The sequence below is a fragment of the Pseudomonas sp. IT-P74 genome (genome assembly GCF_949768175.1).
Lineage (GTDB): Bacteria > Pseudomonadota > Gammaproteobacteria > Pseudomonadales > Pseudomonadaceae > Aquipseudomonas.
The window spans coordinates 197,436-224,095 of record NZ_CATKQD010000004.1 but is presented as its reverse complement, the minus strand read 5'-3'; the positions used below and the strand labels follow the sequence as shown (position 1 = coordinate 224,095).

22 protein-coding genes and 1 riboswitch are annotated in these 26,660 nt (G+C 61.3%); of the genes, 6 read left to right on the top strand and 16 right to left on the bottom strand.

Annotation, left to right across the window (positions count from 1 at the left end):
• Window positions 1-149: 149 nt before the first annotated feature.
• Both motB and motA read right to left on the bottom strand, forming a co-directional pair.
• Entirely contained in the window at window positions 150-1,193 is a 1,044-nt protein-coding gene (gene motB, locus ACM6J5_RS04620) for a flagellar motor protein MotB (protein ID WP_414927912.1), read from the bottom strand.
• A gap of 3 nt (window positions 1,194-1,196) precedes the next feature.
• Window positions 1,197-2,048: a flagellar motor stator protein MotA gene (gene motA, locus ACM6J5_RS04615; protein ID WP_008048039.1), complete on the bottom strand. Its 852-nt coding sequence runs from the start codon at window positions 2,046-2,048 to the stop codon at window positions 1,197-1,199.
• Between the two features lie 167 nt (window positions 2,049-2,215).
• Here motA and ACM6J5_RS04610 point away from each other — a divergent pair, with 167 nt between their 5' ends.
• Genes ACM6J5_RS04610 through asd form a run of 3 tightly spaced genes read left to right on the top strand, consistent with a single transcriptional unit; the run spans window position 2,216 to window position 5,490 of the window.
• A complete protein-coding gene (locus ACM6J5_RS04610) occupies window positions 2,216-3,754 on the top strand; it encodes an HDOD domain-containing protein (RefSeq protein ID WP_095943179.1) in 1,539 nt (512 codons plus the stop codon).
• A 41-nt stretch (window positions 3,755-3,795) separates the two neighbouring features.
• Window positions 3,796-4,611 (top strand): thiosulfate sulfurtransferase, encoded by an 816-nt coding sequence (gene rhdA / locus ACM6J5_RS04605; protein WP_414927911.1) that lies wholly within the window; start codon window positions 3,796-3,798, stop codon window positions 4,609-4,611.
• Window positions 4,612-4,629: 18 nt separating this feature from the next.
• Window positions 4,630-5,490, top strand: a complete 861-nt coding sequence (asd, locus tag ACM6J5_RS04600) for an archaetidylserine decarboxylase (protein ID WP_414927910.1) — start codon at window positions 4,630-4,632, stop codon at window positions 5,488-5,490.
• 115 nt (window positions 5,491-5,605) lie between these two features.
• On the opposite strand, the gene serB is transcribed toward asd, so the two are convergent.
• Window positions 5,606-6,820 (bottom strand): phosphoserine phosphatase SerB, encoded by a 1,215-nt coding sequence (gene serB, locus ACM6J5_RS04595; protein WP_095943182.1) that lies wholly within the window; start codon window positions 6,818-6,820, stop codon window positions 5,606-5,608.
• 135 nt (window positions 6,821-6,955) lie between these two features.
• Here serB and ACM6J5_RS04590 point away from each other — a divergent pair, with 135 nt between their 5' ends.
• Complete coding sequence (locus tag ACM6J5_RS04590; protein WP_095943183.1) at window positions 6,956-8,473, top strand: AhpA/YtjB family protein; 1,518 nt, start codon at window positions 6,956-6,958, stop codon at window positions 8,471-8,473.
• Window positions 8,474-8,727: 254 nt separating this feature from the next.
• Here ACM6J5_RS04590 and ACM6J5_RS04585 read toward each other — a convergent pair whose 3' ends face one another.
• The 9 genes from ACM6J5_RS04585 to ACM6J5_RS04545 form a co-directional block, all read right to left on the bottom strand.
• Window positions 8,728-9,441 (bottom strand): membrane integrity-associated transporter subunit PqiC, encoded by a 714-nt coding sequence (locus ACM6J5_RS04585; protein WP_095943184.1) that lies wholly within the window; start codon window positions 9,439-9,441, stop codon window positions 8,728-8,730.
• Between the two features lie 204 nt (window positions 9,442-9,645).
• On the bottom strand, window positions 9,646-11,916 hold the full coding sequence (gene parC / locus ACM6J5_RS04580) for a DNA topoisomerase IV subunit A (RefSeq protein ID WP_414927909.1): 2,271 nt from the start codon (window positions 11,914-11,916) through the stop codon (window positions 9,646-9,648).
• Window positions 11,917-11,923: 7 nt separating this feature from the next.
• On the bottom strand, window positions 11,924-12,448 hold the full coding sequence (locus tag ACM6J5_RS04575) for a TIGR02281 family clan AA aspartic protease (RefSeq protein ID WP_095943186.1): 525 nt from the start codon (window positions 12,446-12,448) through the stop codon (window positions 11,924-11,926).
• Window positions 12,445-13,434 carry an esterase-like activity of phytase family protein gene (locus ACM6J5_RS04570; protein ID WP_414927908.1) on the bottom strand — a complete coding sequence of 330 codons (990 nt, stop codon included), beginning with the start codon at window positions 13,432-13,434 and terminating at the stop codon, window positions 12,445-12,447. The genes ACM6J5_RS04575 and ACM6J5_RS04570 overlap by 4 nt, the downstream gene beginning before the upstream one ends.
• Window positions 13,434-15,338, bottom strand: coding sequence for a DNA topoisomerase IV subunit B (gene parE / locus ACM6J5_RS04565; RefSeq protein ID WP_414927907.1), 1,905 nt, complete (start codon window positions 15,336-15,338; stop codon window positions 13,434-13,436). Before parE ends, ACM6J5_RS04570 begins: the two co-directional genes overlap by 1 nt.
• Window positions 15,339-15,388: 50 nt before the next feature.
• Window positions 15,389-15,997: a YqiA/YcfP family alpha/beta fold hydrolase gene (locus tag ACM6J5_RS04560; RefSeq protein WP_095943189.1), complete on the bottom strand. Its 609-nt coding sequence runs from the start codon at window positions 15,995-15,997 to the stop codon at window positions 15,389-15,391.
• A gap of 202 nt (window positions 15,998-16,199) precedes the next feature.
• On the bottom strand, window positions 16,200-17,015 hold the full coding sequence (cpdA, locus tag ACM6J5_RS04555; RefSeq protein ID WP_095943190.1) for a 3',5'-cyclic-AMP phosphodiesterase: 816 nt from the start codon (window positions 17,013-17,015) through the stop codon (window positions 16,200-16,202).
• Between the two features lie 99 nt (window positions 17,016-17,114).
• Window positions 17,115-17,567 carry a DUF1249 domain-containing protein gene (locus tag ACM6J5_RS04550; RefSeq protein WP_007977461.1) on the bottom strand — a complete coding sequence of 151 codons (453 nt, stop codon included), beginning with the start codon at window positions 17,565-17,567 and terminating at the stop codon, window positions 17,115-17,117.
• Window positions 17,558-18,175, bottom strand: coding sequence for an NUDIX domain-containing protein (locus tag ACM6J5_RS04545; RefSeq protein ID WP_095943191.1), 618 nt, complete (start codon window positions 18,173-18,175; stop codon window positions 17,558-17,560). Before ACM6J5_RS04545 ends, ACM6J5_RS04550 begins: the two co-directional genes overlap by 10 nt.
• Before the next feature lie 224 nt (window positions 18,176-18,399).
• Between ACM6J5_RS04545 and ACM6J5_RS04540 the strand changes: the two genes are divergently transcribed.
• Complete coding sequence (locus ACM6J5_RS04540) at window positions 18,400-19,146, top strand: RsiV family protein (RefSeq protein ID WP_150672373.1); 747 nt, start codon at window positions 18,400-18,402, stop codon at window positions 19,144-19,146.
• Here the strand turns inward: ACM6J5_RS04540 and cytX are convergent.
• Both cytX and thiC read right to left on the bottom strand, forming a co-directional pair.
• Entirely contained in the window at window positions 19,115-20,407 is a 1,293-nt protein-coding gene (gene cytX / locus ACM6J5_RS04535; RefSeq protein WP_414927906.1) for a putative hydroxymethylpyrimidine transporter CytX, read from the bottom strand. The two genes, ACM6J5_RS04540 and cytX, sit on opposite strands and share 32 nt — an antisense overlap.
• A gap of 151 nt (window positions 20,408-20,558) precedes the next feature.
• A complete protein-coding gene (gene thiC / locus ACM6J5_RS04530; protein ID WP_150672371.1) occupies window positions 20,559-22,448 on the bottom strand; it encodes a phosphomethylpyrimidine synthase ThiC in 1,890 nt (629 codons plus the stop codon).
• Between the two features lie 166 nt (window positions 22,449-22,614).
• Window positions 22,615-22,720: riboswitch (TPP riboswitch) on the bottom strand.
• 205 nt (window positions 22,721-22,925) lie between these two features.
• Here thiC and ACM6J5_RS04525 point away from each other — a divergent pair.
• Window positions 22,926-24,368 carry a TolC family outer membrane protein gene (locus tag ACM6J5_RS04525; RefSeq protein ID WP_095943195.1) on the top strand — a complete coding sequence of 481 codons (1,443 nt, stop codon included), beginning with the start codon at window positions 22,926-22,928 and terminating at the stop codon, window positions 24,366-24,368.
• A gap of 83 nt (window positions 24,369-24,451) precedes the next feature.
• Here ACM6J5_RS04525 and waaA read toward each other — a convergent pair whose 3' ends face one another.
• Both waaA and ACM6J5_RS04515 read right to left on the bottom strand, forming a co-directional pair.
• Window positions 24,452-25,729 (bottom strand): lipid IV(A) 3-deoxy-D-manno-octulosonic acid transferase, encoded by a 1,278-nt coding sequence (gene waaA / locus ACM6J5_RS04520; protein WP_095943196.1) that lies wholly within the window; start codon window positions 25,727-25,729, stop codon window positions 24,452-24,454.
• Window positions 25,730-25,740: 11 nt separating this feature from the next.
• A complete protein-coding gene (locus tag ACM6J5_RS04515) occupies window positions 25,741-26,643 on the bottom strand; it encodes a LysR family transcriptional regulator (protein ID WP_172435322.1) in 903 nt (300 codons plus the stop codon).
• Between the last annotated feature and the right edge of the window lie 17 nt (window positions 26,644-26,660).

Genomic DNA, 26,660 nt, shown 5'->3' with positions numbered 1-26,660 from the left:
CGTCCTGTTTTAGGTGCGGATTAGTCGACACAATCGCGATCGACGTAGCAGCGTTGTCTGTTTTTTGTTTTGGACGACGGAAGATACGTGGGTACTGGGGGGGGGCTAGTCCTGAAACAGGGGTAAACCTGTTTCAGGACTAGACATCACTACTTTGGCGTTGTAACGGGTTTAGCGGGCTCACCCGGTTTCGGTGCCGGGTCATCAAACAGGTTCAGACGCTCACGAAGCTCGTGGGCCGGCAGCGGTTCCTTGTCCGCCGGCAACGCGTTCGGGTCGACCGGCTCAGCCGGTGCAGCTCCCGGAGCAGCCGAACCTTGCGGCGCATCAACAGCAGGCTCCGCACCTTGCGATCCTTCGATTGCACGCTGGGCTTTCTTCGTCAGCACCACGATGTCGATGCGACGGTTGACCGGATTGAACGGATGCTCGCGATCGAACAGGGCCGACGAGGCATAACCGACCACCCGCGCCACCTGTGCCTCCGGATAACTGCCCGCCACCAGCGCACGCCGTGCGGCGTTGGCACGGTTGGCCGAAAGCTCCCAGTTACCGAAATCACCGGTGCCGGTGTATGGCTTGGCATCGGTGTGGCCGCTGATGCTGATCTTGTTCGGAACCGCCTTGATGGTGTCGGCCATGGCCAGCAGGATGTCTTCGAAATACGGCTTCAAGCGAGCCGAGCCTGAATCGAACATCGGGCGGTTTTCCGCGTCCATGATCTGGATACGCAGGCCGTCCGGCGTGATTTCGAACAGGATCTGGTCCTTGAACTTCTGCATCTGCGGGTTTTCTTCGACCTTGTTCTGCAATTCTTGCAGCAACAGTTCGAGGCGCTCTTTTTCGACCTGCTCGGCCATGCCTTCGACCTGGTCGGTATCGATAGTGACCTTGTCCGGCTGTGGCTGGGACTTGACCTCGGGGTTGAGGGTGTTTTCCGGCGCCATGGTCGGCGTACCACCCAGATCGATGATGTACGGCGTGCCGCTTTCGGAAAAGCCGATCGGGTCCTTGAAGTAACCGGCGATGGCGATCTTCTGTTCCGGCGTGGCGGTGGACAGCAGCCACAACACCAGGAAGAACGCCATCATCGCCGTGGCAAAGTCGGCGAAGGCGATTTTCCACGCGCCCCCGTGGTGCCCGCCGGCAATGCGCTTGACGCGCTTGATAATGATCGGCTGATTGTTTTCCATAACTTAACGACCGCGAACCGCTTGTTCCAGCTCGGCGAAGCTTGGACGGTGCGCCGGGTACAGAACCTTGCGCCCGAACTCCACGGCCAGCGATGGCGGCATGCCGGACGCCGACGCTACCAGCGAGGCCTTGATGGCTTCATAGACGTTCAGCTCTTCCTTGGCATCGTGGGCCAGGGAATGAGCCAGCGGGCCGAAGAAACCGTAGGCGGCGAGAATACCGAAGAAGGTACCCACCAGTGCCGCACCCACGTGCAGGCCGATGGACTTCTGGTCACCTTCACCCAGCGAAGCCATGGTTACCACGATACCCAATACCGCCGCGACGATACCGAAACCGGGCATGGCGTCGGCGATGCCGTTGACGGCGTGGGATGGGTGTTCCAGGTCTTCCTTGAGGCTGAACAGTTCCATGTCGAACAAGCCTTCCAGCTCGTGGGGAGCCATGTTGCCGGAGGACATGATGCGCAGGTAATCGCAGATGAACGCGGTCATGCGCTCGTCCTTGAGAACGGTCGGGTACTTGGCGAAGATCGGGCTCGCGGCGGCATCTTCGATGTCGCCTTCGATGGCCATCATGCCTTCGCGGCGGCTCTTGTTGAGGATCTCGTAGATCAGGCCCAGCACTTCAAGGTAGAAGCCGTGGTTGAAACGCGAACTGAACATGCTCAGGGACTTCTTGAGCACGTGCATGGTCATGTAGCCGGGGTTGGCCTGCAGGAAAGCGCCGAGGGCCGCGCCGCCGATGATCATGACCTCGAAAGGCTGGATCAGGGCGGCAATCTTGCCGTGGGAAAGCACGTATCCGCCGAGCACGCTCGCGAATACGACGATGATGCCGATAATTTTAGCCATAGGTTAGGAGAGCACTTACTGAGTCGGGTTCAAGGTCATATTCGGAAGTTAAAAAATCTCTTCTTCTACTTATCGGCAAAACTGCGCCAGACTATAGCCAGTTCAGGCGAAAAGCTAATTTGACCCCTTCCGGGCCCAGGTAATGTTGACGATGATCGCCTCCCACCATGGTTAACGAAACGAACGTTCCAACCCCGAAACCGACCACTCTCGAAGGCTGGGTCAAGCTGCTCGATGGCGTGCGCCTGCCGGTTCCGCAAGCCAGTCACGACCGGGTCTGCAAGGCCATCGGCGACAGCCGCAGCTCGCTGCGCGATATCGCCGACCTCATGCAAGGCAGCCCGGCACTGGCCTTGAGCGTGATTCGCGAAGCCAACCGGCATACCCATGGCGGCATGATCGAGCCTGCGGAAAACCTCGAGATTGCGATCAATCGCCTCGGCCTGAAGCGCACCGAAGAACTGCTCGCGCGGTTGCCCGTCGAACCCCAGTCCGAGATCCCCAAAGCCCTGCGTCAGTTGCAGATGATCAGCCAGCACGCCACGCAACAGGCCAACGGTTTTTTTGCCAGCCGCCTGGCGCGGCTGTGGCAGGACATCCATTGGGGCAGCCTGCTGTTTCTTTCGCCCCTGTGGCCGTTGGCGCTGACCCATCCGAAACTGCTCGAAGACTGGGAGCTGCGGGTCATCCATAAAGGCGAGTCGGCACGCAAAGTCGAGCAGCAACTGTTTGGCGTACGCCTGCTGGACATCGGTCAGGCGCTGGTAGAGGTCTGGCGCTTGCCGATCTGGGTGCAGCAGGGTTATCGCCTGCTGCTCACCGAACAGCGGGAACTGGTGAAAGTCCTGCGCATCGCCCGTGACAGCGAGCATCCACTGCGTCAGCAGAACCGCCTCGATGACGATCCGACCCTGCGCCGCTGGCTCAATCAACCGGCCAATACGGTGCTGCTGGCCAACGGGCTGGCACTGTCGGCGCAACACGCCTGGGACAGCCCCCACAGTGAGCGCTGGCAGTACCTGACCTGCCTTTACCTGCAAATGCCGATGGACGAGCTGCAGCAACAACTGCACCAGCAAGCCGCCAACAGCGCACGCCATCACGCCATGCCCGACCTCTGGCACCCCGCCGAATCGCTGATCTGGCCGTGGGGCATGAACCGCGTCCACGCAGGCTTACTGCCAGCAGCGGCACCCACCGCCGAAGACCTGGCGAAGTGGCGCAAGCAATGCGCCGAATTGCTGGTCGAGCCGAGTCGCTTCACCAACGCCATGCACTTGACCATCGCCGCCCGGGACGCCCTCGTGGCCTGCGGCATGCGTCGGGTGATGATCCTGATGGCCGACCGCACCCACACCAACCTGCGTGTGCACCAGACGGCCGGCCTGCCGAAGGAGGCTGCCGGGTTGAACTTCGTGGTCAGCCAGAGCAACGTGTTGCAACGCCTGCTTGCGCAGCAGGCCCAGGTGCGCCTGACGCCAGCCAACAACGTGCAATTCTCGGCCCTGCTACCCAACAACCTGCGCTCGCAGTTCAGCGGCGAACACCTGCTGCTGCGTTCGCTGGTCAACAATGGCCGGGTGATCATGATCGTCGTGGCGGATCAAGGCGGCGGGCCGTTTTCGGAAATCTCCGTACAGGCCTTCGGCAAAACCGCGCAATGCATCGAAAAAGCCCTGCACAGCTTTAGCCACCGAGGCCAATAAGCTGCGTTACAATCCTCCCTTTTGTGCTCTGGAGACCTCACATGTCTGACTTCTCTGGCTTGCCGCTGGTGATCGAGCCGAGCGACTTGCTCCCTCGCCTCGACGCCCGCGAACTGATTCTGGTGGACTTGACCAGTCCCGCCCGCTACGCCGAAGGGCACATTCCCGGCGCGCGCTTTGTCGATCCGAAGCGCACGCAGCTCGGCCAGGCCCCCGCCCCGGGGCTGATGCCCCCGAAGGCAGCACTCGAAGCGCTGTTTGGTGAGCTGGGACACAACCCCGACGCGGTCTACGTGGTGTATGACGACGAAGGCGGCGGTTGGGCCGGGCGCTTCATCTGGCTGCTGGATGTCATCGGCCACGGCAAGTACCACTATGTCGACGGCGGCCTCATGGCCTGGCTGGCGGAAGGCTTGCCCATGTCGATCCAGATCCCGCCACCCGTGGGCGGCCCGGTTCCACTGACCTTGCACGACGAACCCACCGCCACCCGCGAATACCTGCAAAGCCGTCTCGGTGCCGCCGATCTGGCGATCTGGGATGCACGCGGACCGCTGGAGTTTTCCGGCGAGAAAGTCTTGGCAGCCAAGGGCGGACACATTCCCGGCGCGGTCAATTTCGAATGGACCGCCGGCATGGATAAGGCACGCCAGTTGCGCATCCGCACCGACATGCCGCAGATCCTCGAACAACTCGGGATCAGTAAAGACAAAGAAGTGATTACCCACTGCCAGACCCACCATCGTTCTGGCTTCACCTATCTGGTGGCCAAGGCTCTCGGTTATCCGCGGGTCAAAGGCTACGCCGGCTCCTGGGGCGAATGGGGCAACCATCCCGATACCCCGGTAGACATTTAAGATTTTTAAGGACCGTTAATGAACAAGCGTCTGTTTCTCCTCGGCCAGTACCTGCTGCCCCACAACTTGCTCTCGCGACTGGCCGGCTGCATCGCCGAATGCCGCGTGCGCTGGTTCAAGAATGCCTTTACCGCCTGGTTCGCCAAGCGCTATCAGGTGGACATGTCCCAGGCGCTGGTCGAAGACCTGACCGCCTACGAGCACTTCAATGCGTTCTTCACCCGCGCGCTGAAAGACGGTGCCCGCCCGCTGGACGAGACTCCGGGCGCGATCCTCAGCCCGGCCGACGGCGCGATCAGCCAGCTTGGCCCGATCGAACACGGTCGTGTGTTCCAGGCCAAGGGCCACAGCTTCAGCGTGCTGGAACTGTTGGGTGGCGATGCGGCAAACGCTGCGCCGTTCATGGGTGGCGACTTCGCGACCATCTACCTGTCGCCGAAGGACTACCACCGCGTGCACATGCCACTGGCCGGCACCCTGCGCGAGATGGTCTACATCCCGGGTCGCCTGTTCTCGGTCAACCAGACAACCGCTGAAAACGTTCCGGAACTGTTCGCCCGCAACGAGCGCGTGGCGTGCATATTCGACACCGAGCGCGGACCGATGGCCGTGGTGCTGGTGGGCGCGATGATCGTTGCGTCGATTGAAACCGTTTGGGCCGGTCTGGTCACGCCGCCGAAACGCGAGCTGAAAACCTTCCGCTACGACGAAACCGCGCGCGCGCCTATCCATCTGGAAAAAGGTGCGGAACTGGGTCGCTTCAAGCTGGGTTCGACCGCCGTCGTGCTGTTCGGGCCGGATCAGGTCAAGTGGGCTGAAGAAATGACCGCCGGTACAGCGGTGCAGATGGGTCAGGGCATGGGCCTGCCGAAGGCCTGATATGTAGGAGCGAGCTTGCTCGCGATGAACGGCGAGGCGACGCGGGCATTCAGATTGCCCGCGTCATCGTTAACGCCCATCGCGAGCAAGCTCGCTCCTACAGTAGTTTGCGGTGTTAGAGCTGTCCGTCGCGATCGCGGAAACCCAGCAGATACAGCACGCCATCCAGCCCCAGGGTCGAGATCGCTTGCTTGGCCGACTGCTTGACCAGCGGCTTGGCGCGGAACGCCACACCCAACCCGGCAATCGCCAGCATCGGCAAGTCATTGGCACCGTCACCGACCGCAATGGTCTGCTCCAGACGCAAACCTTCCTTGTGTGCCAGTTCCTTCAGCAAGTCCGCCTTGCGCTGCGCATCGACAATCGGCTCTATCGCCACGCCGGTGACTTTGCCGTCGACCACTTCCAGTTCGTTGGCGAACACATAGTCGATACCCAGCTTCGCCTGCAATTGCTTGGCGAAGTAAGTGAAGCCGCCCGACAGAATCGCTGTCTTGTAGCCCAGTCGCTTGAGTTCAGCGAACAGGGTTTCGGCGCCTTCGGTCAGGCGCAGCGAGGCGCCGATGGAGTCCAGCACATTGACGTCCAGGCCTTTGAGCAAGGCCAGGCGCTCTTTGAAGCTGGCGCGGAAGTCCAGTTCGCCGGCCATTGCCCGTTCAGTGATTTCCGAGACCTTGTCGCCGACACCCGCCGCTTTGGCCAGTTCATCGATGACTTCGGCTTCGATCAGGGTCGAATCCATGTCGAACACCGCCAGACGACGGTTGCGACGGAACAGCGAATCTTCCTGGAAGGCGATGTCGACGTTCAGTTCCTGGGCAACGCTGAGGAATTCGGCACGCAGCGCCTGCGGATCAGCCGCTTCGCCACGCACGGAAAACTCGATGCAGCCCTTGCCCTTGTCGGCCGGAGTGTCCAGCGGCATGCGCCCGGACAGACGATCGATATGGTCGATGTTCAGGCCATATTTGGCGGTGATCGAGCTCACGGCCTGCAACTGCCCGGCTGTCACCTTGCGGGTCAACAGGGTCACGATGTGGCGTTTTTTGCCCTGGTTGCCGACCCACTGCTGGTAATCCACTTCGGACACTGGCGTGAAACGCACCTGTTGATCGAGCTCGTACCCCTTGAACAGGATGTCCTTGAGCACGGACTTGCCTTGCTCGGTGTCGGGAATTTCAACCAGGATGCCGAACGACAAGGTGTCGTGGATCACCGCCTGACCGATGTCGAGAATGTTCACACCACCCTGGGCCAGAACGCCGGTAATGGCCGCAGTCAGACCCGGACGGTCGACTCCCGTGATGTTTATCAGGACGATTTCGCGCAAGGCGCACCCCCGCAGGTGGAAAAAAACCGCATTCTACCCACTTTCAGTGACCATCGGGCACCGTGAGCGCTTTGACGGTCTAGGGCCTGTCGCTATACTGCGCGTCAACTCCACGGACAAAAGAGCCGAGCTCAAGTGAACCGGCCTACGCCAGTAAAAACCGATAACTTCTTCCTGCTGATCTTCCGGGCACTGCGCCACCGCCGTGTACCGATTGCATTGCGCATCGCCAGCCATAACGTGATTCTGGTCGCCCTGGCCCTGGTCATCTATGCCGGTGTGATGGGCCTGCAGTTCAAGCAGGCCATGCACGAGCAGGCGGATGCGCTGGGCGAAAGCCTGACTACGCAGACGGCCACCTCGGCCACCGAGCTGTTGGTGTCCAACGACATCCTCAGCCTCAATGTGCTGCTCAATAACCTGACCAAGAACAAACTGGTGGCCCACGCCGCCATCTACAGCCCGGACAACCGCATCCTCGCCGAATCCGGCCAGCGTCCCAAGCATGGCCTGCTGGGCGAAGCCGAGGGCATGTACCAGAGCAAAATCACCTTCCAGGACGTGACTGCCGGGCAATTGCGCATCAGCCTGGACATGGACCAGTTCCAGCAGCCGATGACCATCAGCCTGCAAAGCATGGGCATTCTGAGCGCCATCCTGCTGGCCCTGTCCCTGGCCCTGAGCCTGCGCATGGGGCGTTATCTCTCCACGCCGCTGCTGCAATTGCGGGTGTGGCTGCGCAACATCGACGAATACACCCCGGGCACCGACCGCCAGGACGAAATCGGCGACCTGGCGCGCCAGCTGCACGCCAACTTCGCCCCGGAGCCCGCCCCTGTGCCGGAACCGGAACCGGAATTCGACGACGTCGATGACGAGGCCGACCCGGCCTTCGAAGTCCGTAACCTGCGCGACCCGAGTTTCGACGAGAGCCGCCCGGTAGCGGCGCTCAAGCCAGCGCCACGGCAGATCGTCAGCACTGTTGAAGACGACGATGATGAAGACCCGTTCGCCGATCTGCGCGACGAGTCGCTGGACAGCCCTCCACAACCGGTGATTCGCAAGGCCACGCCGAGCGTGCCGCAACACAGCGCGGTGCTGGCGGTGCAACTGGGTTCCCAGGAGCAACTGCGACGCCTGCCGCGTGCGCGACTTGAAGAGCTGCTCGAACGCTATCGCGATTGCCTCGACCAGGCCGCTTCGCTGTATCAAGGCGAAGTGGAGACCTTGAACGATGGCAGCACGTTGATGCTGTTCCACACCGAAGACAGCGGCGACGATTACCTGACCAACGCCATCTGCTGTGGCGAGCTGCTGCGGGCTCTAGGCCACCAGTTGCAGATCGAAGTCGCGGACAGCGGCATTACCCTGCAGTTGCAGCTGGGCCTGACCCTGGGCGACGAACTGTTCGGCCTGAGCCAGATCGACCTGCTGCTGACCGACCCCGCCCAGGACGCCCTGGCACTGTCACAACACAGCCGCAACCTGCTGCTGGTGGAGCGCAAGATCAGTGACGACGCGTTGATCCGTCAGCGTGCACGGATCCGCCCGATTGCCAGCCCTGAAGGTGCATGCTGCGTGGAGCGGTTGATGGAGCCGTATCCGTCGATGCTCGAGCGGCAACTGGCGCGGATGCACGAGCGCCGCGCTTAAGCCGCAGGCCCCGATCTGAAGAAGCCCGCAGATGAGCGATCGTCTGCGGGCTTTTTTGTGGCCTGTTCTGGCCTCATCGCGAGCAAGCTCGCTCCCACAGGGGATCGTCAGTGACCCCCCTCCTGTGGGCTGTCCGGATCAATTGTGGGAGCGAGCCTGCTCGCGATGAGGCCGGAACAGGCGCTAAAGATCTCCAGCCCGCAGAAACAACAAAGCCCGCATCAATGCGGGCTTTGTTTCAAATCCATCCAGGGTCAGAAGCGGAACACTTCCATATCCGTACGAATAGGCGCGGCCATCGGGATCTTCGGCTGCTTTTCCTGCTCTACCGCAGGTGCTGGCGCCTTGGCTGCCGGTTTGCGCGGAACTTCGGCGATCGGCGGCTGATTGGCCAGGGGCTTGAGCGCCACCGACAGTTGTTCGGCCAGTCGTTGCAACAACACACCCTGTGCCTGGACCTGCGCCGCCGTGGTACCGGCATGCTGTTCCTGCAAATGGATGATGCGGTTGTCGCGGACCTGCCCGCGACGGTCGATCAGGCGCCATTGCGCGTCGAGGATCGCCGGTTGTTTTTCACCCGAGTCCAGGCGCGTGATGGTCAGCAGTACCTGAACATCCGGCGTGAAGCCCACTGTCGCCGGGGCCAGCACTACGCGCTGGCTGTCCAGGCGACCTGCGACCTGACGCAGCAGCAGCTGATCGATATCCGACGAAAGGCTGCCAGCCCAACGACCGTCAGTCGAGGCCTGCAGGCTGCCATCAGGCTGACGCTGCAACAGGGTCTCACGTTGCAGGTAGTCGGCCACGGTGACCGGCCCCAACAATACCGCCATGCCCGCGTTCTGTGCGGGCTGAACCGGACTACCAGCGTCCAGCTGATACAACGACACCGGCTGGTGAACGCTGCAACCCGCCAGGCCAAGAACGCCGACGAGCAAAAGAATAAAAGGAAGGCGCAGAGCAGTCATCGTCCCATCCAGGTGATCGCAAAAAGGCTGATCACAGTAAAAATACTCAATAAATATGAAGAACGCGCGGCAGTGCCGGCGCTTGAAAGGCCATATCATCCGTGAATATGCGTTCCGACTCCAGCGCAAAGCGCCGAACTACGGGTTAAATCGTAGATCGGCGCCTCAAACTCGCGTTCTTCGGTCAACTGAACGCAGTAGCGCTCAGTTGACCGGGCTTTCGACGAGCAGTGCATCTACCCGCTGGAAACCACGCGGCAATTTGTTACCACGACGACCACGCTCACCCTTGTAGTGCTCAAGATCGTCCGCTTTCAGTGACAAAGTACGTTTTCCGGCCTGCAACACCAGTGTTGCACCGTCCGGCAATACGGCGATGTCCGTCACATACTCTTCACGACTGGCCACTCGCTCACCGGGAATCCCGATGATCTTATTGCCTTTGCCTTTACCTAATTGTGGCAGGTCGCTGATTTTGAAGATCAGCAGGCGACCTTCGGTCGTCACCGACGCCAGCCAGTTCTGCTCACGATCGGCCACAAGGCGCGGCAGCATGACCTTGGCGTTGTTCGGCAGGCTCAGCAGGGCCTTGCCCGCCTTGTTCTTGGCCTGCAGGTCTTCTCCCTTGACCACGAAACCGTAGCCGGCGTCGGAAGCGATCACGTACAGCGCATCGTCTTCGGGCATCAGCACGCATTCGAAACTCGCCCCTGGCGGCGGCGTCAGGCGACCGGTCAGTGGCTCGCCCTGGCCACGGGCCGACGGCAAGGTGTGGGCGGCCACCGAATAACTGCGACCGGTGGAGTCGATAAACACCGCAAACTGGTTGGAGCGCCCGGCTGCCAGCGCCTTGAAACCGTCCCCGGCCTTGTAGGAAAGCCCGGTGGCGTCGATTTCGTGGCCTTTGGCGGAGCGAATCCAGCCTTTTTCCGACAGCACCACCGTCACTTTCTCGTTCGGCAGCAGATCGTGCTCGGTCAGGGCCTTGGCTTCGGCGCGCTCGACGATAGGCGACCGGCGGTCATCCCCGTAGGTTTCAGCGTCCTTGATCAGTTCGCTGCGCACCAGTTTTTTCAACTTGGTTTCGCTGCTCAGCAGGGCTTGCAGCTTGGCTTGTTCCTTGAGCAGTTCATCCTGCTCGGCACGCAGCTTCATCTCTTCCAGTCGCGCCAACTGACGCAGACGGGTGTCGAGGATGTAGTCGGCCTGGATTTCGCTGAGGGCGAAACGTTCGATCAACGCGGCTTTCGGATGCTCCTCGGTACGGATGATGTGGATCACTTCATCCAGGTTGAGGTAGGCAATCAACAAACCGTCCAACAGGTGCAGGCGACGCTCGACCTTGTCGAGGCGGAATTGCAGGCGACGACGCACGGTCTGCACCCGGAACTCCAGCCATTCGACCAGCAGCGCCCGCAGGTTTTTCAACTGCGGCTTGCCGTCCAGGCCGATGATATTGATGTTGACCCGGTAGCTCGACTCCAGCTCGGTGCTGGCGAACAGGTGCTGCATCAGGGCATCGTGGTCGAAGTTTTTCCGCGCCCCCGGAATGATCACGATCCGGCACGGGTTTTCGTGGTCGGATTCGTCACGCAGGTCGGCAATTTGCGGCGCCTTGGACGGCTTGGCCTGCATCATCGCGGCGATCTGCTCCAGCACCTTGGCGCCCGAGACCTGATGCGGCAGCGCGGTGACGATGATGTCGCCGTCTTCGATGTGATACACGGCGCGCATGCGCACCGAACCGCGACCGGTTTCGTAGATTTTCAGCAGGTCGGCGCGCGGGGTGATGATTTCCGCTTCGGTCGGGTAGTCCGGGCCCTGGATGTGCTCACAGAGCTGTTCGACCGTGGCCTTGGGCTCGTCGAGCAAACGCACGCACGCCGTGGCGACTTCCCGCAGGTTGTGCGGCGGAACGTCGGTGGCCATGCCCACGGCGATACCGGTGGTGCCGTTGAGCAGGATATTCGGCAAACGTGCCGGCAACACCAGCGGTTCGTCGAGGGTACCGTCGAAGTTCGGGCCCCAATCCGCCGTGCCCTGGCCCAGCTCGCTGAGCAGCACTTCGGAATAACGCGACAGCCGCGCTTCGGTGTAACGCATGGCGGCGAAGGACTTGGGATCATCCGGCGCACCCCAGTTGCCCTGGCCGTCGACCAGCGTGTAGCGATAGCTGAACGGCTGGGCCATCAGCACCATGGCTTCGTAGCAGGCCGAATCGCCGTGGGGGTGGAACTTACCGAGCACGTCACCGACGGTACGCGCCGATTTCTTGTGCTTGGAATCGGCGTCCAGCCCCAACTCGCTCATCGCATAAATAATGCGGCGCTGTACCGGTTTCAGGCCGTCGCCGATATGCGGCAGGGCACGGTCCATGATCACGTACATGGAGTAGTTGAGGTAGGCATTTTCGGTGAAGTCAGCCAGTGACCGGCGTTCTACACCGTCCAGGCTGAGATCAAGGGAGTCGCTCATGCGGGCCTCATCGGTTCGTTGTCTGGCGCAGCAGCATGGTGCCACCGCGCTGGGTAAATTCAAGTTTGTTCAGTGCGCTCATGCCGAGCAACACCTGATCGCCATGCAGCCCCGGGGCCACCAGTGCGCGTACATCCCGCAGCACGATGTCGCCCAGTTGCAGGCGTTCGATACGGGTGCGATAGCCCTGGCTCAGGCCATTGGCCGTGCTCAGGGTCACGCCGAATCCTTCTTCGAGCTTCAAGCGCTTGGCCAGGCCCGCCGGAATCGACACATCGGTCGCACCGGTATCGAGCATGAAGTCCACCGGCTGGCCGTTGATCTGGCCGCTGGCGACGAAATGCCCCTGCACATTGCTCACCAGTTTCACCTCGATGAAACCTTCGCCCTGCTCCGAACTGACCACCACATTCGGATTTTGCTGACGCGCTTCCCACTGGGCGAAAAACCGCGTGGCCAGAAACAGCGCCGCACACCAGGCCAGCACCATGAACACCCGGCCGATACGCTGCCCCGGGCGTTGTTGTCTCATGGTTTGGCACTCCAGCCACCTTCCGGTGCGGCGAAGCGCCAGACCACCGGGCGGACTTCGCCATCGGCGCGTGCGCCGAAATTATTGTCGACACCGATCCAGGCGCCATCGGCATCCACGATCAGCGCTTCTTCCAGCCCGTAGTTCTGTGAATAACGACGGTTTTCCTGCAACAACTCGGCGGCGTACGACCAACAGCGCTCGACCTTGGCCGTCTGCGCATCCCGGCGGCAGATCTGGAAGGCATTGCGTTCAAGGGTGAACAGCTTGCCGTTGAACAGCGACAGATCAGAGAAGTCCCGTGGGACAGCCTTGGCATGGGGAAACTGCTCGGGCTGCATTTCCATGCCCGCCTCGCTCAGCAGCACGCAGCCACCGTCGCAATCCCACAACGTTTGCTTGCGCTTGATCATCAGCAGTCCCCGACCTTGACGCTCGGCGGCGAGCCACATCTGATCCCCCGCCGGATTGATCGCCAGCCCTTCGAACAACGCGTTGAATTGCAAGAGCAGGCCTCTGGCCCGTGCTTCGCGAACCATCATCGGCGAAATTTTCAGCCAGGTGGCAGGCCCGGTTGGCGGCACTTGCAAGACAGCGGCATGGCCTTCGCTGACGATGTAGCGATTGCCGGCGCTGTCGCAGGTGATGCCTTCGAAGTCCAGATCGCCGCCACGCACGAACGAAGCTACCCAGACGCGGGACTTCAGCCCCCAGGGCAAACCGCTGTCAGGCACCAGCGGTACGTCGATGCGCACTGTTTGTGCCTGCCACACGGATTCGCGGGTATCGAGGCGGTAGATCTGGTCATCGTCGCGGTCGGAAACCGCCCACAGGTCATTGCCGCACTGCGCCAGGCCGGACAGGTTGCCGCCGCGCATACCCTCGATGACATGCCCGGACAACACGCGCAGCTGTGGCGCCGGCTCGGCAGATACCGTAATCGACGTCAGCAGCAACCCACAGGCCAGGGCAAAGCCCAGACGCATCAGCCCAGCACCTCGGCCAGGTTGCCCTTGGACTCCAGCCAGGTCTTGCGGTCACCGGCGCGCTTCTTCGCCAGCAGCATGTCCATCATTTCCGAGGTCGCCTCGAAATCTTCCAGGGTCAACTGCACCAGACGCCGGGTGTTCGGGTCCATGGTGGTCTCGCGCAGCTGCGGCGGGTTCATTTCGCCCAGCCCCTTGAATCGGGTGACCTGCGGCTTGCCGCGCTTCTTCTCGGCCACCAGGCGATCGAGGATACCATCGCGTTCGGCTTCATCGAGGGCATAGTAGATCTCTTTGCCCAGGTCGATGCGGTACAACGGCGGCATCGCGACATAGACGTGACCGGCATCCACCAACGGGCGGAAATGCTGGACGAACAAGGCGCACAGCAAGGTCGCGATGTGCAGACCGTCGGAGTCGGCGTCGGCGAGGATGCAGATCTTGCCGTAGCGCAGTTGGCTCATGTCCGCCGCGCCCGGATCGACGCCGATGGCCACGGCGATGTTGTGCACTTCCTGACTGGCGAGCACTTCGCTGCCGTCGACTTCCCAGGTGTTGAGGATCTTGCCGCGCAACGGCAGGATCGCTTGGAATTCCTTGTCCCGCGCTTGCTTGGCGGAACCGCCGGCGGAATCACCTTCCACCAGGAACAGCTCGGAACGCATCGGGTCCTGCCCGGCACAGTCGGCCAGTTTGCCCGGCAGCGCCGGGCCTTGGGTAATGCGTTTGCGCTCGACCTTCTTGCTGGCCTTGAGGCGACGGCCGGCGTTGTTGATCGCCAGTTCCGCCAGCAGCATGCCGGTTTCCGGGTTGGCATTGAGCCACAGGCTGAACGCATCTTTGACCACACCGGAGACGAACGCCGCCGCTTCACGGGACGACAGGCGCTCCTTGGTCTGGCCGGAGAATTGCGGTTCCTGCATCTTCATCGACAGAACGAAGGCGATGCGTTCCCAGACGTCTTCCGGCGCCAGCTTCACGCCGCGCGGCAACAGGCTGCGGAATTCGCAGAACTCGCGCATGGCATCGAGCAGGCCCTGGCGCAGACCGTTGACGTGGGTGCCGCCCTGGGCCGTCGGGATCAGGTTGACGTAGCTTTCCTGGACCGCGTCGCCACCTTCGGGCAGCCACAGCAGTGCCCAATCCACCGCTTCTTTATTACCGGCCAGGCTGCCGCAGAACGGCTCGTCCGGCAGGCGCTCGAATTCGCTGACCGCATCCACCAGATAGGAACGCAGGCCGTCTTCGTAATGCCATTCGACTTTTTCGCCGGTGGCCTTGTCTTCAAAACTGACCAGCAAGCCCGGGCACAGAACGGCCTTGGCCTTGAGCACATGCTTGAGGCGGCTGATGGAGAATTTCGGCGAGTCGAAGTATTTCGGGTCCGGCGCAAAGAATACGCTGGTACCGGTGTTGCGCTTGCCGACGGTACCGATCACTTCCAGCTCGGTCTTTTTGTAACCGTCAGCGAAAGTCATCTGATATTCGTTGCCGTCACGTTTTACACGCACCCGAACTTCGGTGGACAAGGCGTTGACCACGGAAATACCCACCCCGTGCAGACCGCCGGAGAACTGGTAGTTTTTGTTGGAAAACTTGCCGCCGGCATGCAGCTTGGTGAGGATCAGCTCGACGCCCGAAACACCTTCCTCGGGGTGAATGTCCACCGGCATGCCACGGCCGTCATCGCTGACTTCCAGGGAATGGTCGGCATGCAGGATCACCTGTACCGATGAGGCATGCCCGGCCAAGGCTTCGTCGACGCTGTTGTCGATGACTTCCTGGGCAAGGTGGTTCGGCCGACTGGTGTCGGTGTACATGCCGGGGCGCTTGCGCACCGGGTCGAGGCCCGAGAGGACTTCGATGGCGTCTGCGTTATAAGAGCTAGCGCTGGGAGTGGCCATGGGGTCTCGTCGTCAGTGTTCGGTGAAAAAGGAATTCATGGGGCTATCGCTCACAATGCGGTGAAATCGATTGCCTGATACAAATCGGCGCCAATGCCGGCAAAACTCAACATGGCCGGCAGTCGCGTGGCAAAACCCTGGAAACTGTGGTCGCCACCGGCCTGAATACGCAAGGCGCATGCCCGGTAATACTGCTGGGCGAGGCGATAGTCCAGCGTTTCGTCAGCCGTCTGCAACCATACCTGATAACGCTGTGGATCCTGGGGCGCCGGCACTTCCAGTTCAGCCAGGGCTGTCACGTGGTCGTGGGTCATTTCCCAGGTCTCATCGGTATACAGATTTTTCTGCGTCCCCAGAAAGCCGTCGAACATCCGGTGCGGGCTGACGGCAGGGTTGATCAACAGGGCTTTCAAGCCAAGGCGCTCAGCCAGGTGAGTGGCATAGTAGCCGCCGAGCGAGCTGCCGACCAGCAGTGGCCGCCCCAGCTCGGCAATCGCCTGCTCCAGCTGCTCGATAGCCCGGCGCGGGTGGTGGTGCAACGCCGGAACACGCAAGTATTCGCTCAGGCCCAGTCGCTCCATCACGTAGATCAACTGGCAGGCCTTCTTCGACAACGGCGAGCTGTTCAAGCCGTGGATATAAAGGATCGAACCGGACATTTGAGCTCCCTGTGCGTCGGCTAAAGAGGCGGAGTTTACAGGGACCCGGGGGAATCGGGGATATCCACGAAAATCAGGGTGTCGGTGAGGACGCCATCGCGAGCAAGCTCGCTCCCACAGGTTTTTTGGAGCGCCTCAGGTCCCTGTGGGAGCGAGCCTGCTCGCGATGACCGCGCCTCGGTTTCTGGAAATGAAAGAGCAATCAGTAGCCGTTGGAGCCGTAATCCACGGTGAAATCGAAGCCGATGACCCGTTCTACCCCGGTTTCCAGCCGTCCATCGGGTAGCAACCGCAACCAGCGATACCCGGGTGCCTGTTCGCCAACCTTGAAATCCTCGCTGCCCGGCTCGAACTGGATGCAGGTCGACGGCGAGGCGATCAGACGCACGCCGTTACGTATTTGATCGATTTCCTGGTGCACATGCCCCCACAGCACGGCGCGCACCTGCGGAAAACGATCCAGCACTTCAAAAAACGCCTCGGGATTGCGCAGACCGATAGGCTCCATCCACGCGCAACCAATCGAGACCGGATGATGATGGAAGCACACCAGATGATGACGCTCCGGCGCTTCGCTCAACGCGCGGGCGAGCAACTGCAACTGTTCATCTTCCAAATAACCTGGCACCGAGCCTGGCACCGCCGAATCGAGCAACGTGACTCGCCAGTTGCCGATATCCACCACAGGTTCCAGCAAAGCGCTCTGCACCGCCGCCTTGGCCATGATTCGCGGCTCATCGTGATTGCCGGGAATCCAGCGTGCCGGCGCATCGAGCTGGCGCGTCATGTCGCGAAATTGCTGGTAGGACTCCAGCGTCCCGTCCTGGGACAGATCCCCCGTGGCCAGGATCAAGTTAATCCGCGGCTGTTGCGCGCGCACCAGTTCGATGACCTTTTGCAGACTGTCGCGGGTGTTCATGCCCAGCAACGCGCCGTCCGCTTCGGCAAACAGGTGACTGTCGGAGAGTTGCACCAATAACGCCGGATCGGCGGTGGTCAATGTGGATACGCTCGGCAAGGCGTTCTCCCAGGGCGTGATCACGGGGATGGGTAAGTGCCGCAATTATGCTGGGGGATGACCGAAAGGGGAAATCCGAGAACCTGACAGGGTTCACAACTAACGTACTACTTCGTACTCATGCCCCAGCGCCAGGCAATGGCTCAGCCATTCGCCCAGAAACATGTTCAGTTGGGCCTTTTCGTCCGGCTGATGCATCGAGGCATTCGGGTAAGGATAGATGCCGCGAAAGCGTCGTGCATGTTCGGCGCTGACCACTTCGGCCATACGGGCGTCGTGATAGACCTGCACTTCCAGTTGCGGCACCGGCAGCCAGGGCAGGCTGTGCTCCTGACGCACTTGCAGGGTCGTGGTGTAAGGACAGGTCAGCAGCACCTCCAGCGCCAGCACGCCGAGCATCTGGTCGCCATGGGTCACGGCGATGCGCCGCGCGGCGGGCTCGCTGCGCATGTCCGGCAGCAGTCGCATCAAGCGCGCGTAGTTCGCCTCGCAGGACGCTTGCAGCCCCACCAGGTCCACCCGATAGCGATCGCGCAGCTTGTTTACGACCATAACCCCCTCACTTCAACGCGGTTCAAAGCCAGCCATTGCAAGGCAATGATGCTCGCCGCGTTGGCAATACGTCCGTCGCGTACGGCTTGCAGGGCATCTTCGAACGCCCAGACCGTGACGCGAATATCTTCTGCCTCTTCCTCCAGCCCATGCAGGCCGCCAACCCCGGTAGTGTCGCAACGCCCCAGGTACAGATGCACGAATTCGTTGCTGCCGCCCGGCGATGGAAAGTATTTGGTCATCGGCCAGAGCGCCCCGATTTCAAGCCCAGCTTCCTCCTGCGCCTCTCGGTGAGCAACTGCTTCCGGCACTTCATCCTTGTCGATCAGACCAGCGACCAGTTCAATCAGCCACGGGTTGTCGGTCTTGTCCATGGCACCGACGCGAAACTGCTCGATCAGCACCACTTCATCGCGTTGCGGATCGTAGGGCAGCATGCAGACCGCGTCATGGCGAACGAACACTTCACGATTGATCTCGCGGCTCATGCCCCCGGCGAACAATTCGTGGCGCAAGTGCACGCGTTCGAGTTTGTAGAAGCCCTCGTAGCACTTTTCGCGCCGCACGATATCAACGGCGGTCGGAATGGCGTTGGTAAAATCCGTCATGACTATCCTCGTTACTGCAAATCCTGTTCGAGGCTGCTTTTTTTCCGGGCCTCGACTTCGCGCCATCCTAACGCGCCCGTGACGTTTGATGCAGCCCCTTTCCCGTCAGTGGGATAGACGGTGAGGGTGAAACCCACTCTAATTAGCTTAGTGGCGAACTGACTGCTTTGTTGAGAGTCGAAGCCGGTAACTTTTTGCCTTCCCCTGTTTCAGAAAGGACGCTCATGTCGCTTTTCAAAATCGCCTCCGTGGCCGCTATCGCCCTGACCCTGGGCGCTTGCGCGAGCCTGTTCCAGCCCAACTACCGGACGCCGCTGGAAACCACCCGCGACGCCTCCGAGCAACTCAAGCCCGGTTGCAGCAACCCGGATTGCCCGCTGGTCAACATCGACACCCTGCACTTTGCGGACGAGCCCGCACTGGACGGCATCATCGAAAAGCGCCTGCTGCAAATGACCCGCACCTCGCCCGACGCACCGGTCGCGCCGACCCTGGCGGCCTACCGCGAAGAGTTTTTGCGCACCGCCGGCCCGCGCTACAGCAGCTATCTGCAGGCGAAGGTACGTGAGCAGCATGACGGATTGGTGATCGTCGAATTGTCCAGTTACCTGGACACCGGCGGTGCCCATGGCACCCCGGGTCGAGGTTTCATCAACTATTCGCGCCAACAGCATAAAGTGCTGACGCTGTCGGACATGCTGGTGCCGGGGCAGGAAGACGCGTTCTGGAAAGCCGCGCAAGTGGCACACAACAGCTGGTTGATCAGCACCAAGCTCGATCAGGAACCGGAGTTCGTGAAGAGCTGGCCGTTCCAGAAAACCCGGAACGTGGCGCTGACCTACGGTGGGGTGATCCTCAAGTACGAAACCAGCACCATCGCGCCTTACGCGCTGGGCCATGTCGAACTGAAGATCCCCTACCCTCGCCTGAACGGCATCATCAAGCCCGAGCTGTTTCCCGGCCGTAACTGAAGGCCCGGCCCAGCACCAGCTGGAGCAACCCTGCCACTACCAGTGCCGGCAGGGTTGCGCCGATATCCGGATACAGGTTGGCCAACAAGTGATAGGTGCTGACCCCGCCCAGCCAGGCGAGCAGCGCTGGCCAGCGCAATGCGGCCCAGGCCACCTGGGCACTGCGCTTGCGCAGGATGAAGTGGTCCACCAGCACCACGCCGAACAACGGCGCAAACACCGAACCGATCAGCAGCAGGAAGTTCTGGTACTGGGCCAGCGGCGCCAGCAGGGCAATCAGCGTGCAGATAACGCCGATGGCCAGTGCCAGGTGTTCGACCTTGGCGCGCAACAGAATCCCGCTGGACACCGCCGCCGAGTGAATATCGGCAAAAGCGTTTTCCGATTCATCCAGAAGAATCAGCAGCAGCGGAATCCCCAGGCCGGCCCCGGCCAGCGCCAGCAGCAAGGCATTGACTTCACCGCTCGGCGCGAACGCCAGGGTGTAAGCCACGCCCAGGCTCATCAGCCAGAAATTACCGATGAAGAAACCAATGGCGGTGCCACCGAAGACGCTTTTCGCCCGCTTGCCGAAGCGCGAGTAGTCGGCAATCAATGGCAACCACGAGAGCGGCATGGCAATGGCGATGTCGAAACCCACGGCGAACGGCATCGAACCGTCACCGGCCTGGGCCCACAACGCGGCCAGGTCAGCCTTGGCGAACAGGTTCCAGGTCAGCCAGGTGCACGCGGCCAGCAGCAGCCAGATACCCCATTTGCGCAGGATCTTCCGCACGAAAGTCAATGGACCGCTAACGGCCAACAAGGTCGCCAGTGCGCCGAAAAACAGCGTCCACAGCACGGGATTGGACAGCAGGCTGCCTTCGCTGAAGGCCTTCGCGCCCAGCAGGCTGGCGGCATCGCGCATGACGATGATTTCAAACGAACCCCAGCCGATCAGTTGCAGCAGGTTCAGCACCGCCGGCAGGCTCGCGCCTCTGGCACCGAGGCTGAGCTTGAGCGCGGCCATCGACGACAGGCCAGTGTCACTGCCAATCACGCCGACCGCCGCCAGCAGCAGAACGCCAACCAGCGTGCCGAGAAAAATCGCCAGCAACGAACCGGACAGGCCCAGGCCTGGTGCGAGCAATGCACCGGTCTGCAACACCATCAGGCCGATGCCGAGGGAAAACCACAGGGAAAACAGATCGCGGCCGCCGAAGACACGTTTGTCGCTCGGCACCGCGATATCGGGGGAGTAAGTGCTGGGTTGAATGCTCAAGGGTGTTATCTCAGAGGGACATTTGTTGTTGTGTTGACCGCTATCGCCAGCAGGCTGGCTCCCACATAGAACTTGCGAACAGCACAAATCCCCTGTGGGAGCCAGCCTGCTGGCGATGGGGCCTATGCAGGCCCCGCCCTTTCAGGTCAGATCAAACTTTCTGATACAGCTGACTGCCTTCCTGCTTGAAGCGCTCGGCCTGTTCGGCCATGCCCTGGGCAACGTCCACGTCGACCGCCTCGATCCGCTGGTTGGCCGCATACTCGCGGACTTCCTGAGTGATCTTCATCGAGCAGAATTTCGGCCCGCACATCGAGCAGAAGTGCGCGACCTTGGCCGAGTCCTTCGGCAGGGTTTCATCGTGATACGAACGCGCGGTGTCCGGATCGAGGCCCAGGTTGAACTGGTCCTCCCAGCGGAACTCGAAACGCGCCTTGCTCAAGGCATTGTCGCGGATCTGTGCGCCCGGGTGCCCCTTCGCCAGATCGGCGGCGTGCGCGGCGATCTTGTAGGTGATGATCCCGGTCTTCACGTCATCCTTGTTCGGCAGGCCCAGGTGTTCCTTCGGCGTCACGTAGCAGAGCATGGCGCAGCCGAACCAGCCGATCATCGCCGCACCGATACCGGAGGTGATGTGGTCGTATCCCGGCGCGATGTCGGTGGTCAGCGGGCCGAGGGTGTAGAACGGCGCCTCGTCGCAGCACTCCAGCTGCTTATCCATGTTCTCTTTGATCAACTGCATCGGCACGTGGCCAGGACCTTCGATCATGCACTGCACGTCGTGTTTCCAGGCAATCTTGGTCAGCTCGCCGAGGGTCTCCAGTTCGCCGAACTGCGCTTCGTCGTTGGCGTCGGCAATCGAGCCCGGACGCAGGCCGTCGCCCAGCGAGAAGCTGACGTCGTAGGCCTTCATGATTTCGCAGATGTCTTCGAAATGGGTGTAGAGGAAGTTCTCTTTGTGGTGCGCCAGGCACCACTTGGCCATGATCGAACCGCCGCGGGAGACGATGCCGGTCACGCGCTTGGCGGTCATCGGCACGTAGCGCAGCAACACGCCGGCGTGGATGGTGAAGTAGTCGACGCCCTGCTCGGCCTGCTCGATCAGCGTGTCGCGGAACAGCTCCCAGGTCAGGTCTTCGGCCACGCCGCCGACTTTTTCCAGGGCCTGGTAGATTGGCACCGTACCGATCGGCACCGGCGAGTTACGGATGATCCACTCACGGGTTTCGTGGATGTGCTTGCCGGTGGACAGGTCCATGACCGTGTCCGAACCCCAGCGAATGCCCCAGGTCAGTTTCGCCACTTCTTCTTCGATGGACGAACCCAGTGCGCTGTTGCCGATGTTGCCGTTGATCTTCACCAGGAAGTTACGGCCGATGATCATCGGTTCCAGTTCGGTGTGGTTGATGTTGGCCGGAATGATCGCGCGGCCACGGGCGATTTCGTCACGGACGAATTCAGGGGTGATGATTTTCGGCACGCTGGCGCCGAAGCTGTGGCCGGCGTGTTGCTGGTCCAGCAGGCCGGCGGCACGGGCCACTTCCAGCTTCATGTTTTCGCGGATGGCGACGTATTCCATCTCGGCGGTGATGATGCCTTGGCGGGCGTAGTGCATCTGGCTGACGTTGGCCCCCGGCTTGGCGCGGCGCGGGTTGTTGACGTGGGCGAAGCGCAGCTTGGTCAATTCCGGATCGGCAAGGCGCTCCTGGCCGAAATTCGAGCTCAGGCCGCTCAGGCGCTCGGTGTCGCCACGGGATTCGATCCACGGCGAACGCACATCGGCCAGGCCTTTGCGCACGTCGATGATGACATTGGGATCGGTGTACGGGCCCGAGGTGTCGTACACCACTACCGGTGCGTTGACCTCGCCGCCGAAGTCGGTCGGCGTCACGTCGAGGCTGATTTCGCGCATCGGCACGAGGATGTCCGGGCGAGTGCCCTGAACATAGATTTTTTGCGAGCGGGTAAACGGCTGCACCGATTGCTGATCGACCTTGGCCGAGTCACTCAGGTTGGTGGCGATTTTTGATTTTGTAGTCATCACGGGCTCTCCAGACACACATCCAGGCAGTGGATTTTTTGTCGGAGCGAACCTGTAAACGAATGGACGCACGGGCGCTGGAGAAACCAGCTGTGCTGTGCTCAGTGCTCGAGGGGTGTTCGATTGTCGAACAACATCCCGGACGAAGCACAAGAGGACTCGCCGGGTGACGAGAAATCTTGTTCCCTACGCAGGCGCTAACCTGATCAGGTTCAACGGGATCCGAAATTATTCGATCTCAGCCTCATAGCAAGGCACCCCGACAAGAACCCGGCCAGTCTAGACACAACTGGCAAAGAACGCCAACCCCACTGCAAGTGCCGTGATGAATGGCGTAATTACACGCAGTATCAGGATTGTTGCCGTACCAATGCACAACTACACTCGCTACGCTGAGCCGCGCATTGACGCTGTCAAACCATGGCCTTAGCCTTGGCGCTCAAATTACCTCCGTAATATCAATTCTAGGGATCGTCTATGCTGCGCAAACTCTCACTGGCCCTTGCCGTGTCTTGTGCGTCCAACGGAATGGCCTGGGCAGCAGATGTGCCCTTATCGGCCAAGACGGACCTGGTCAGCGTTTATCAGGAAGCCGTCAACAACAACGCCGACCTGGCGGCTGCCATTGCCCAATACGGCGCGCAGAAAGAAGTCGTGCCCCAGGCCCGTGCCGGGCTGCTGCCGAACCTCTCGGGCGGCGCCAATATTTCCGAGGTGCGTACGTCGCTCGATCAACCTTCGAGTACGACCAACCGCGATGCTCATTCGTACCAGGCCACCCTGGCGCAACCCTTGTTCCGTGCCGATCGCTGGTTCCAGTTCCAGGCCGCCAAGGAAGTCAACGAACAGGCTGCCCTGCAACTCTCGGCGACCGAGCAAAACCTGATCCTGCAAACCGCTGACAGCTATTTCAATGTGCTGCGCAGCCAGGACAACCTGGCCTCGACCAAGGCCGAAGAAGCGGCGTTCAAACGCCAGCTCGATCAATCCAACGAGCGTTTCGATGTCGGCCTCTCGGACAAGACCGACGTGTTGAACTCACAGGCCAGCTACGACACCGCACGCGCCAACCGCATCGTTGCGCAGCGCCAGGTGGACGACGCCTTTGAAGCATTGATCACCCTGACCAACCGCCAGTACAACTCGATCTGGGGCATCAGCCATAACCTGCCGATCCTGCCGCCAGTACCGAACGACGCCAAGGCCTGGGTCGAAACGGCGGGCCGACAGAACCTCAATCTGTTGGCCAGCAACTATGCCGTCAGCGCCGCCGAGCAGACCCTCAAGCAACGCAGGTCCGGGCACTTGCCAACGGTTGATGCGATCGCCAAGTACGAGAAAGGCGACAACGATGCGCTGGGCTTCAGCAATCCGGTTCCCTTGGGCCAACCATCCTATGGCGGCAACGTCGAGCAAACCACCGTGGGCCTGCAACTGAACATCCCGATCTACAGCGGCGGCCTGATCAATTCCCAGGTGCGTCAGTCCTATGCACAGCTGGACCAGACCGAGCAGCAACGCGAATCCCTGCGCCGCAGCATCGTGGAAAACACCCGCGACCTGCACCGCGCGGTAAACACCGATGTCGAGCAGGTACAGGCGCGCAAGCAATCGATCATCTCCAACCAGAGCGCGGTGGAAGCGACTGAAATCGGCTATCAGGTAGGTACGCGAAACATCGTCGACGTGCTGGATGCGCAGCGCTCGCTCTACACCTCGGTGCGCGACTACAACAACACCCGCTACGACTACATCCTCGACAACCTGCGTTTGAAGCAACAGGCCGGCACGTTGAATCCGGGGGATCTGCAAACCCTGGCACGCTGGCTCAACCCGAACTACAACCCGGACAAGGATTTCTTGCCTCCGGATCTGGCCAAGGCGGCAGAGGAGCAATTGAAGGCGCGGCCTGATCAGTAAAAGCTAAAGCTTCGCGAGCAGGCTCGCTCCCACAGTGTTTCGAGTGTGGGAGCGAGCCTGCTCGCGAATGAATACAACTCGGTCTAACGCTCGATCAACCGCCCCAACCCGTCCAGCAACCGCTGCAATGCCCCCTGATTGGCACGCATCACGTTCAACCCGGCCTCTGCCATGCGCTGCGCATCTCGCGGCAGTTCGAACAGCCGCTGCACCGCCACCGCCAGCCCTTCGGCATCTTCCACTTCCTGCAACGCCCCGGCACTGCGCAACTGCGCGGCGATTTCGAGGAAGTTGAAAAGATGCGGACCGCTCAACACCGGTTTAGCCAGGGCCGCCGGCTCCAGCAGGTTATGCCCGCCATTGGGCACCAGGCTGCCACCGACGAAGGCACTGTCAGCCAGGGCGTAGAGAAACAGCAACTCGCCCATGGTGTCGCCCAGCAACACTGAAGTATTCGCGCTGACCGCATCGCCACTGGAACGCCGGACCGTGGCAAACCCTTGTTGCTGGCACAACCCGTACACCGGATTGAAGCGTTCCGGATGACGCGGCACCAGAATCAGCAGGGCATCGGGGTGACTGGCCAACAACTGACGATGAGCCGCCAGCACCACCTCGTCTTCGCCGTCATGGGTACTGGCCGCGATCCACACCGGTCGTTCCAGCGCCTGCCATTGCCCTCGCAGCTCAACAGCGCGCTCCAGCAGTTGCGGGTCGATGGTCAGGTCGAACTTGATCGAACCGGTCACTTCGACGGTTTCGGTCCGTGCGCCCAAGTCGCGCAAGCGTTGCGCCTCGGTTTCGGTCTGCACCGCAAACAGGCTCATCTCGGCCAGCATCGGCTGGGTCAACTTGGGGAACCGACCGTATCCCCTGGCCGAACGCTCGGACAGCCGCGCATTGGCCAGCGCCACGGGGATCCCGCGTTTGGCGCATTGATGGATATGGTTGGGCCACAGCTCGGTTTCCATGATCACTGCCAGTTTCGGCTGAACCCGATCGAGGAAACGCCGGGCAGCGCAAGGCAAGTCATAGGGCAGATAACAGTGCTGGATGCGCGGCTCTTGGGCGAACAGTGCATGGATGCGCTCCGAACCGGTCGGGGTCATGCAGGTCACGGTGATCGGCAGATCCGGATAACGCGCCAGCAAGGCACGAATCATCGGTGCCGCCGCAATGCTTTCGCCCACCGACACAGCGTGCACCCAGATGCCGCCCGGTTTCATCGCCGGCATCCCGCAGGAGAAGCGCTCGCCGATGCGCCTGGCATATGCCGGCGCCTTGCGCGCACGCAGCCACAGCCGAATCGCTACCAATGGCAGCCCCAGATAAAACAGCGCGGTGTAGAGAGTTCTATTCATGGCGGCGGAGTTTATCGGCTTTTTTCGCCTATCGTCTGCAAGTGCACGGCAAAACGTTCGGCGAGCCAGCGCGCGGCCGGACCAAGCGGTTCATCCCGGCGCCACACCAGTTCCACTACCAGGGCCGGCGGGGTCCATTCGCTGACCAGTTCGACCATCTGGTTCTGATAGGTCGGGTACTGCACCACGTGGCGCGGCAACCAGGCCCAGCCGAGGCCACGCACCAGCCATTCAGCCATCACATAGAAGCTGTCGGCGCGCCAGACCTGCGGGCTGGCCGGATCACTGCCGGGATAAATGCTCGACTCCGTGGACATCAGCAACTGCCGATGTAGCGCCAGTTGTTGGCCGTCCACTGCGCCTTTGTCCGCCAACGGATGATCCTTGCCACACACCGTGACCATTTCCACGCTGCCCAGCACCCGCCGCTCAAGCGCCTCGGGAATCTGATCGTGAAAGAAAAGCAGCCCCAGATCGGCGCGCCGCTCCACCAGCTTGCGCGCGACATCGCCTTGGGCGGCGCTGGTCAGTTGCACTTCAAGGCTGGGGAATTTTTCCGCCAGGGCTTCGAAGCTTTCGATGATCGGCTGATAAGGCATCGCCTCATCCTGTGCCACGCGCAGTCGCGCCTCTTGCCCGCGCATCATCGCCAATGCCCGGCCGTTGAGCCTTTCGCACTGGCGCAACACCTCCCGTGCTTCGTCCAGCAAAGCCGTACCGGCTTCAGTGAGTTTCGGCTGACGGCCACTGCTGCGGTCGAACAGGCTGACGCCCAGGTCTTCCTCCAGCAACGCTATCGAACTGCTGACCGCCGACTGCGCCTTGCGCTGACCGCGCGCCACGGCAGAAAACGAACGCTGCTCCGCTACGCTGACAAACAACCGCAACTGCTCCAGATTCCATTGCATGCTCATGGCTCAACCCATCTCTT

What these genes read in the sequence shown, in the direction of transcription:
- motB (WP_414927912.1), bottom strand. Translation starts at nt 1,193, where the DNA reads ATGGAAAACAATCAGCCGATCATTATCAAGCGCGTCAAGCGCATTGCC.
- motA (WP_008048039.1), bottom strand. Translation starts at nt 2,048, where the DNA reads ATGGCTAAAATTATCGGCATCATCGTCGTATTCGCGAGCGTGCTCGGC.
- ACM6J5_RS04610 (WP_095943179.1), top strand. Translation starts at nt 2,216, where the DNA reads ATGGTTAACGAAACGAACGTTCCAACCCCGAAACCGACCACTCTCGAA.
- rhdA (WP_414927911.1), top strand. Translation starts at nt 3,796, where the DNA reads ATGTCTGACTTCTCTGGCTTGCCGCTGGTGATCGAGCCGAGCGACTTG.
- asd (WP_414927910.1), top strand. Translation starts at nt 4,630, where the DNA reads ATGAACAAGCGTCTGTTTCTCCTCGGCCAGTACCTGCTGCCCCACAAC.
- ACM6J5_RS04585 (WP_095943184.1), bottom strand. Translation starts at nt 9,441, where the DNA reads ATGACTGCTCTGCGCCTTCCTTTTATTCTTTTGCTCGTCGGCGTTCTT.
- parC (WP_414927909.1), bottom strand. Translation starts at nt 11,916, where the DNA reads ATGAGCGACTCCCTTGATCTCAGCCTGGACGGTGTAGAACGCCGGTCA.
- ACM6J5_RS04575 (WP_095943186.1), bottom strand. Translation starts at nt 12,448, where the DNA reads ATGAGACAACAACGCCCGGGGCAGCGTATCGGCCGGGTGTTCATGGTG.
- ACM6J5_RS04570 (WP_414927908.1), bottom strand. Translation starts at nt 13,434, where the DNA reads ATGCGTCTGGGCTTTGCCCTGGCCTGTGGGTTGCTGCTGACGTCGATT.
- parE (WP_414927907.1), bottom strand. Translation starts at nt 15,338, where the DNA reads ATGGCCACTCCCAGCGCTAGCTCTTATAACGCAGACGCCATCGAAGTC.
- ACM6J5_RS04560 (WP_095943189.1), bottom strand. Translation starts at nt 15,997, where the DNA reads ATGTCCGGTTCGATCCTTTATATCCACGGCTTGAACAGCTCGCCGTTG.
- ACM6J5_RS04550 (WP_007977461.1), bottom strand. Translation starts at nt 17,567, where the DNA reads ATGGTCGTAAACAAGCTGCGCGATCGCTATCGGGTGGACCTGGTGGGG.
- ACM6J5_RS04545 (WP_095943191.1), bottom strand. Translation starts at nt 18,175, where the DNA reads ATGACGGATTTTACCAACGCCATTCCGACCGCCGTTGATATCGTGCGG.
- ACM6J5_RS04540 (WP_150672373.1), top strand. Translation starts at nt 18,400, where the DNA reads ATGTCGCTTTTCAAAATCGCCTCCGTGGCCGCTATCGCCCTGACCCTG.
- thiC (WP_150672371.1), bottom strand. Translation starts at nt 22,448, where the DNA reads ATGACTACAAAATCAAAAATCGCCACCAACCTGAGTGACTCGGCCAAG.
- ACM6J5_RS04525 (WP_095943195.1), top strand. Translation starts at nt 22,926, where the DNA reads ATGCTGCGCAAACTCTCACTGGCCCTTGCCGTGTCTTGTGCGTCCAAC.
- waaA (WP_095943196.1), bottom strand. Translation starts at nt 25,729, where the DNA reads ATGAATAGAACTCTCTACACCGCGCTGTTTTATCTGGGGCTGCCATTG.
- ACM6J5_RS04515 (WP_172435322.1), bottom strand. Translation starts at nt 26,643, where the DNA reads ATGAGCATGCAATGGAATCTGGAGCAGTTGCGGTTGTTTGTCAGCGTA.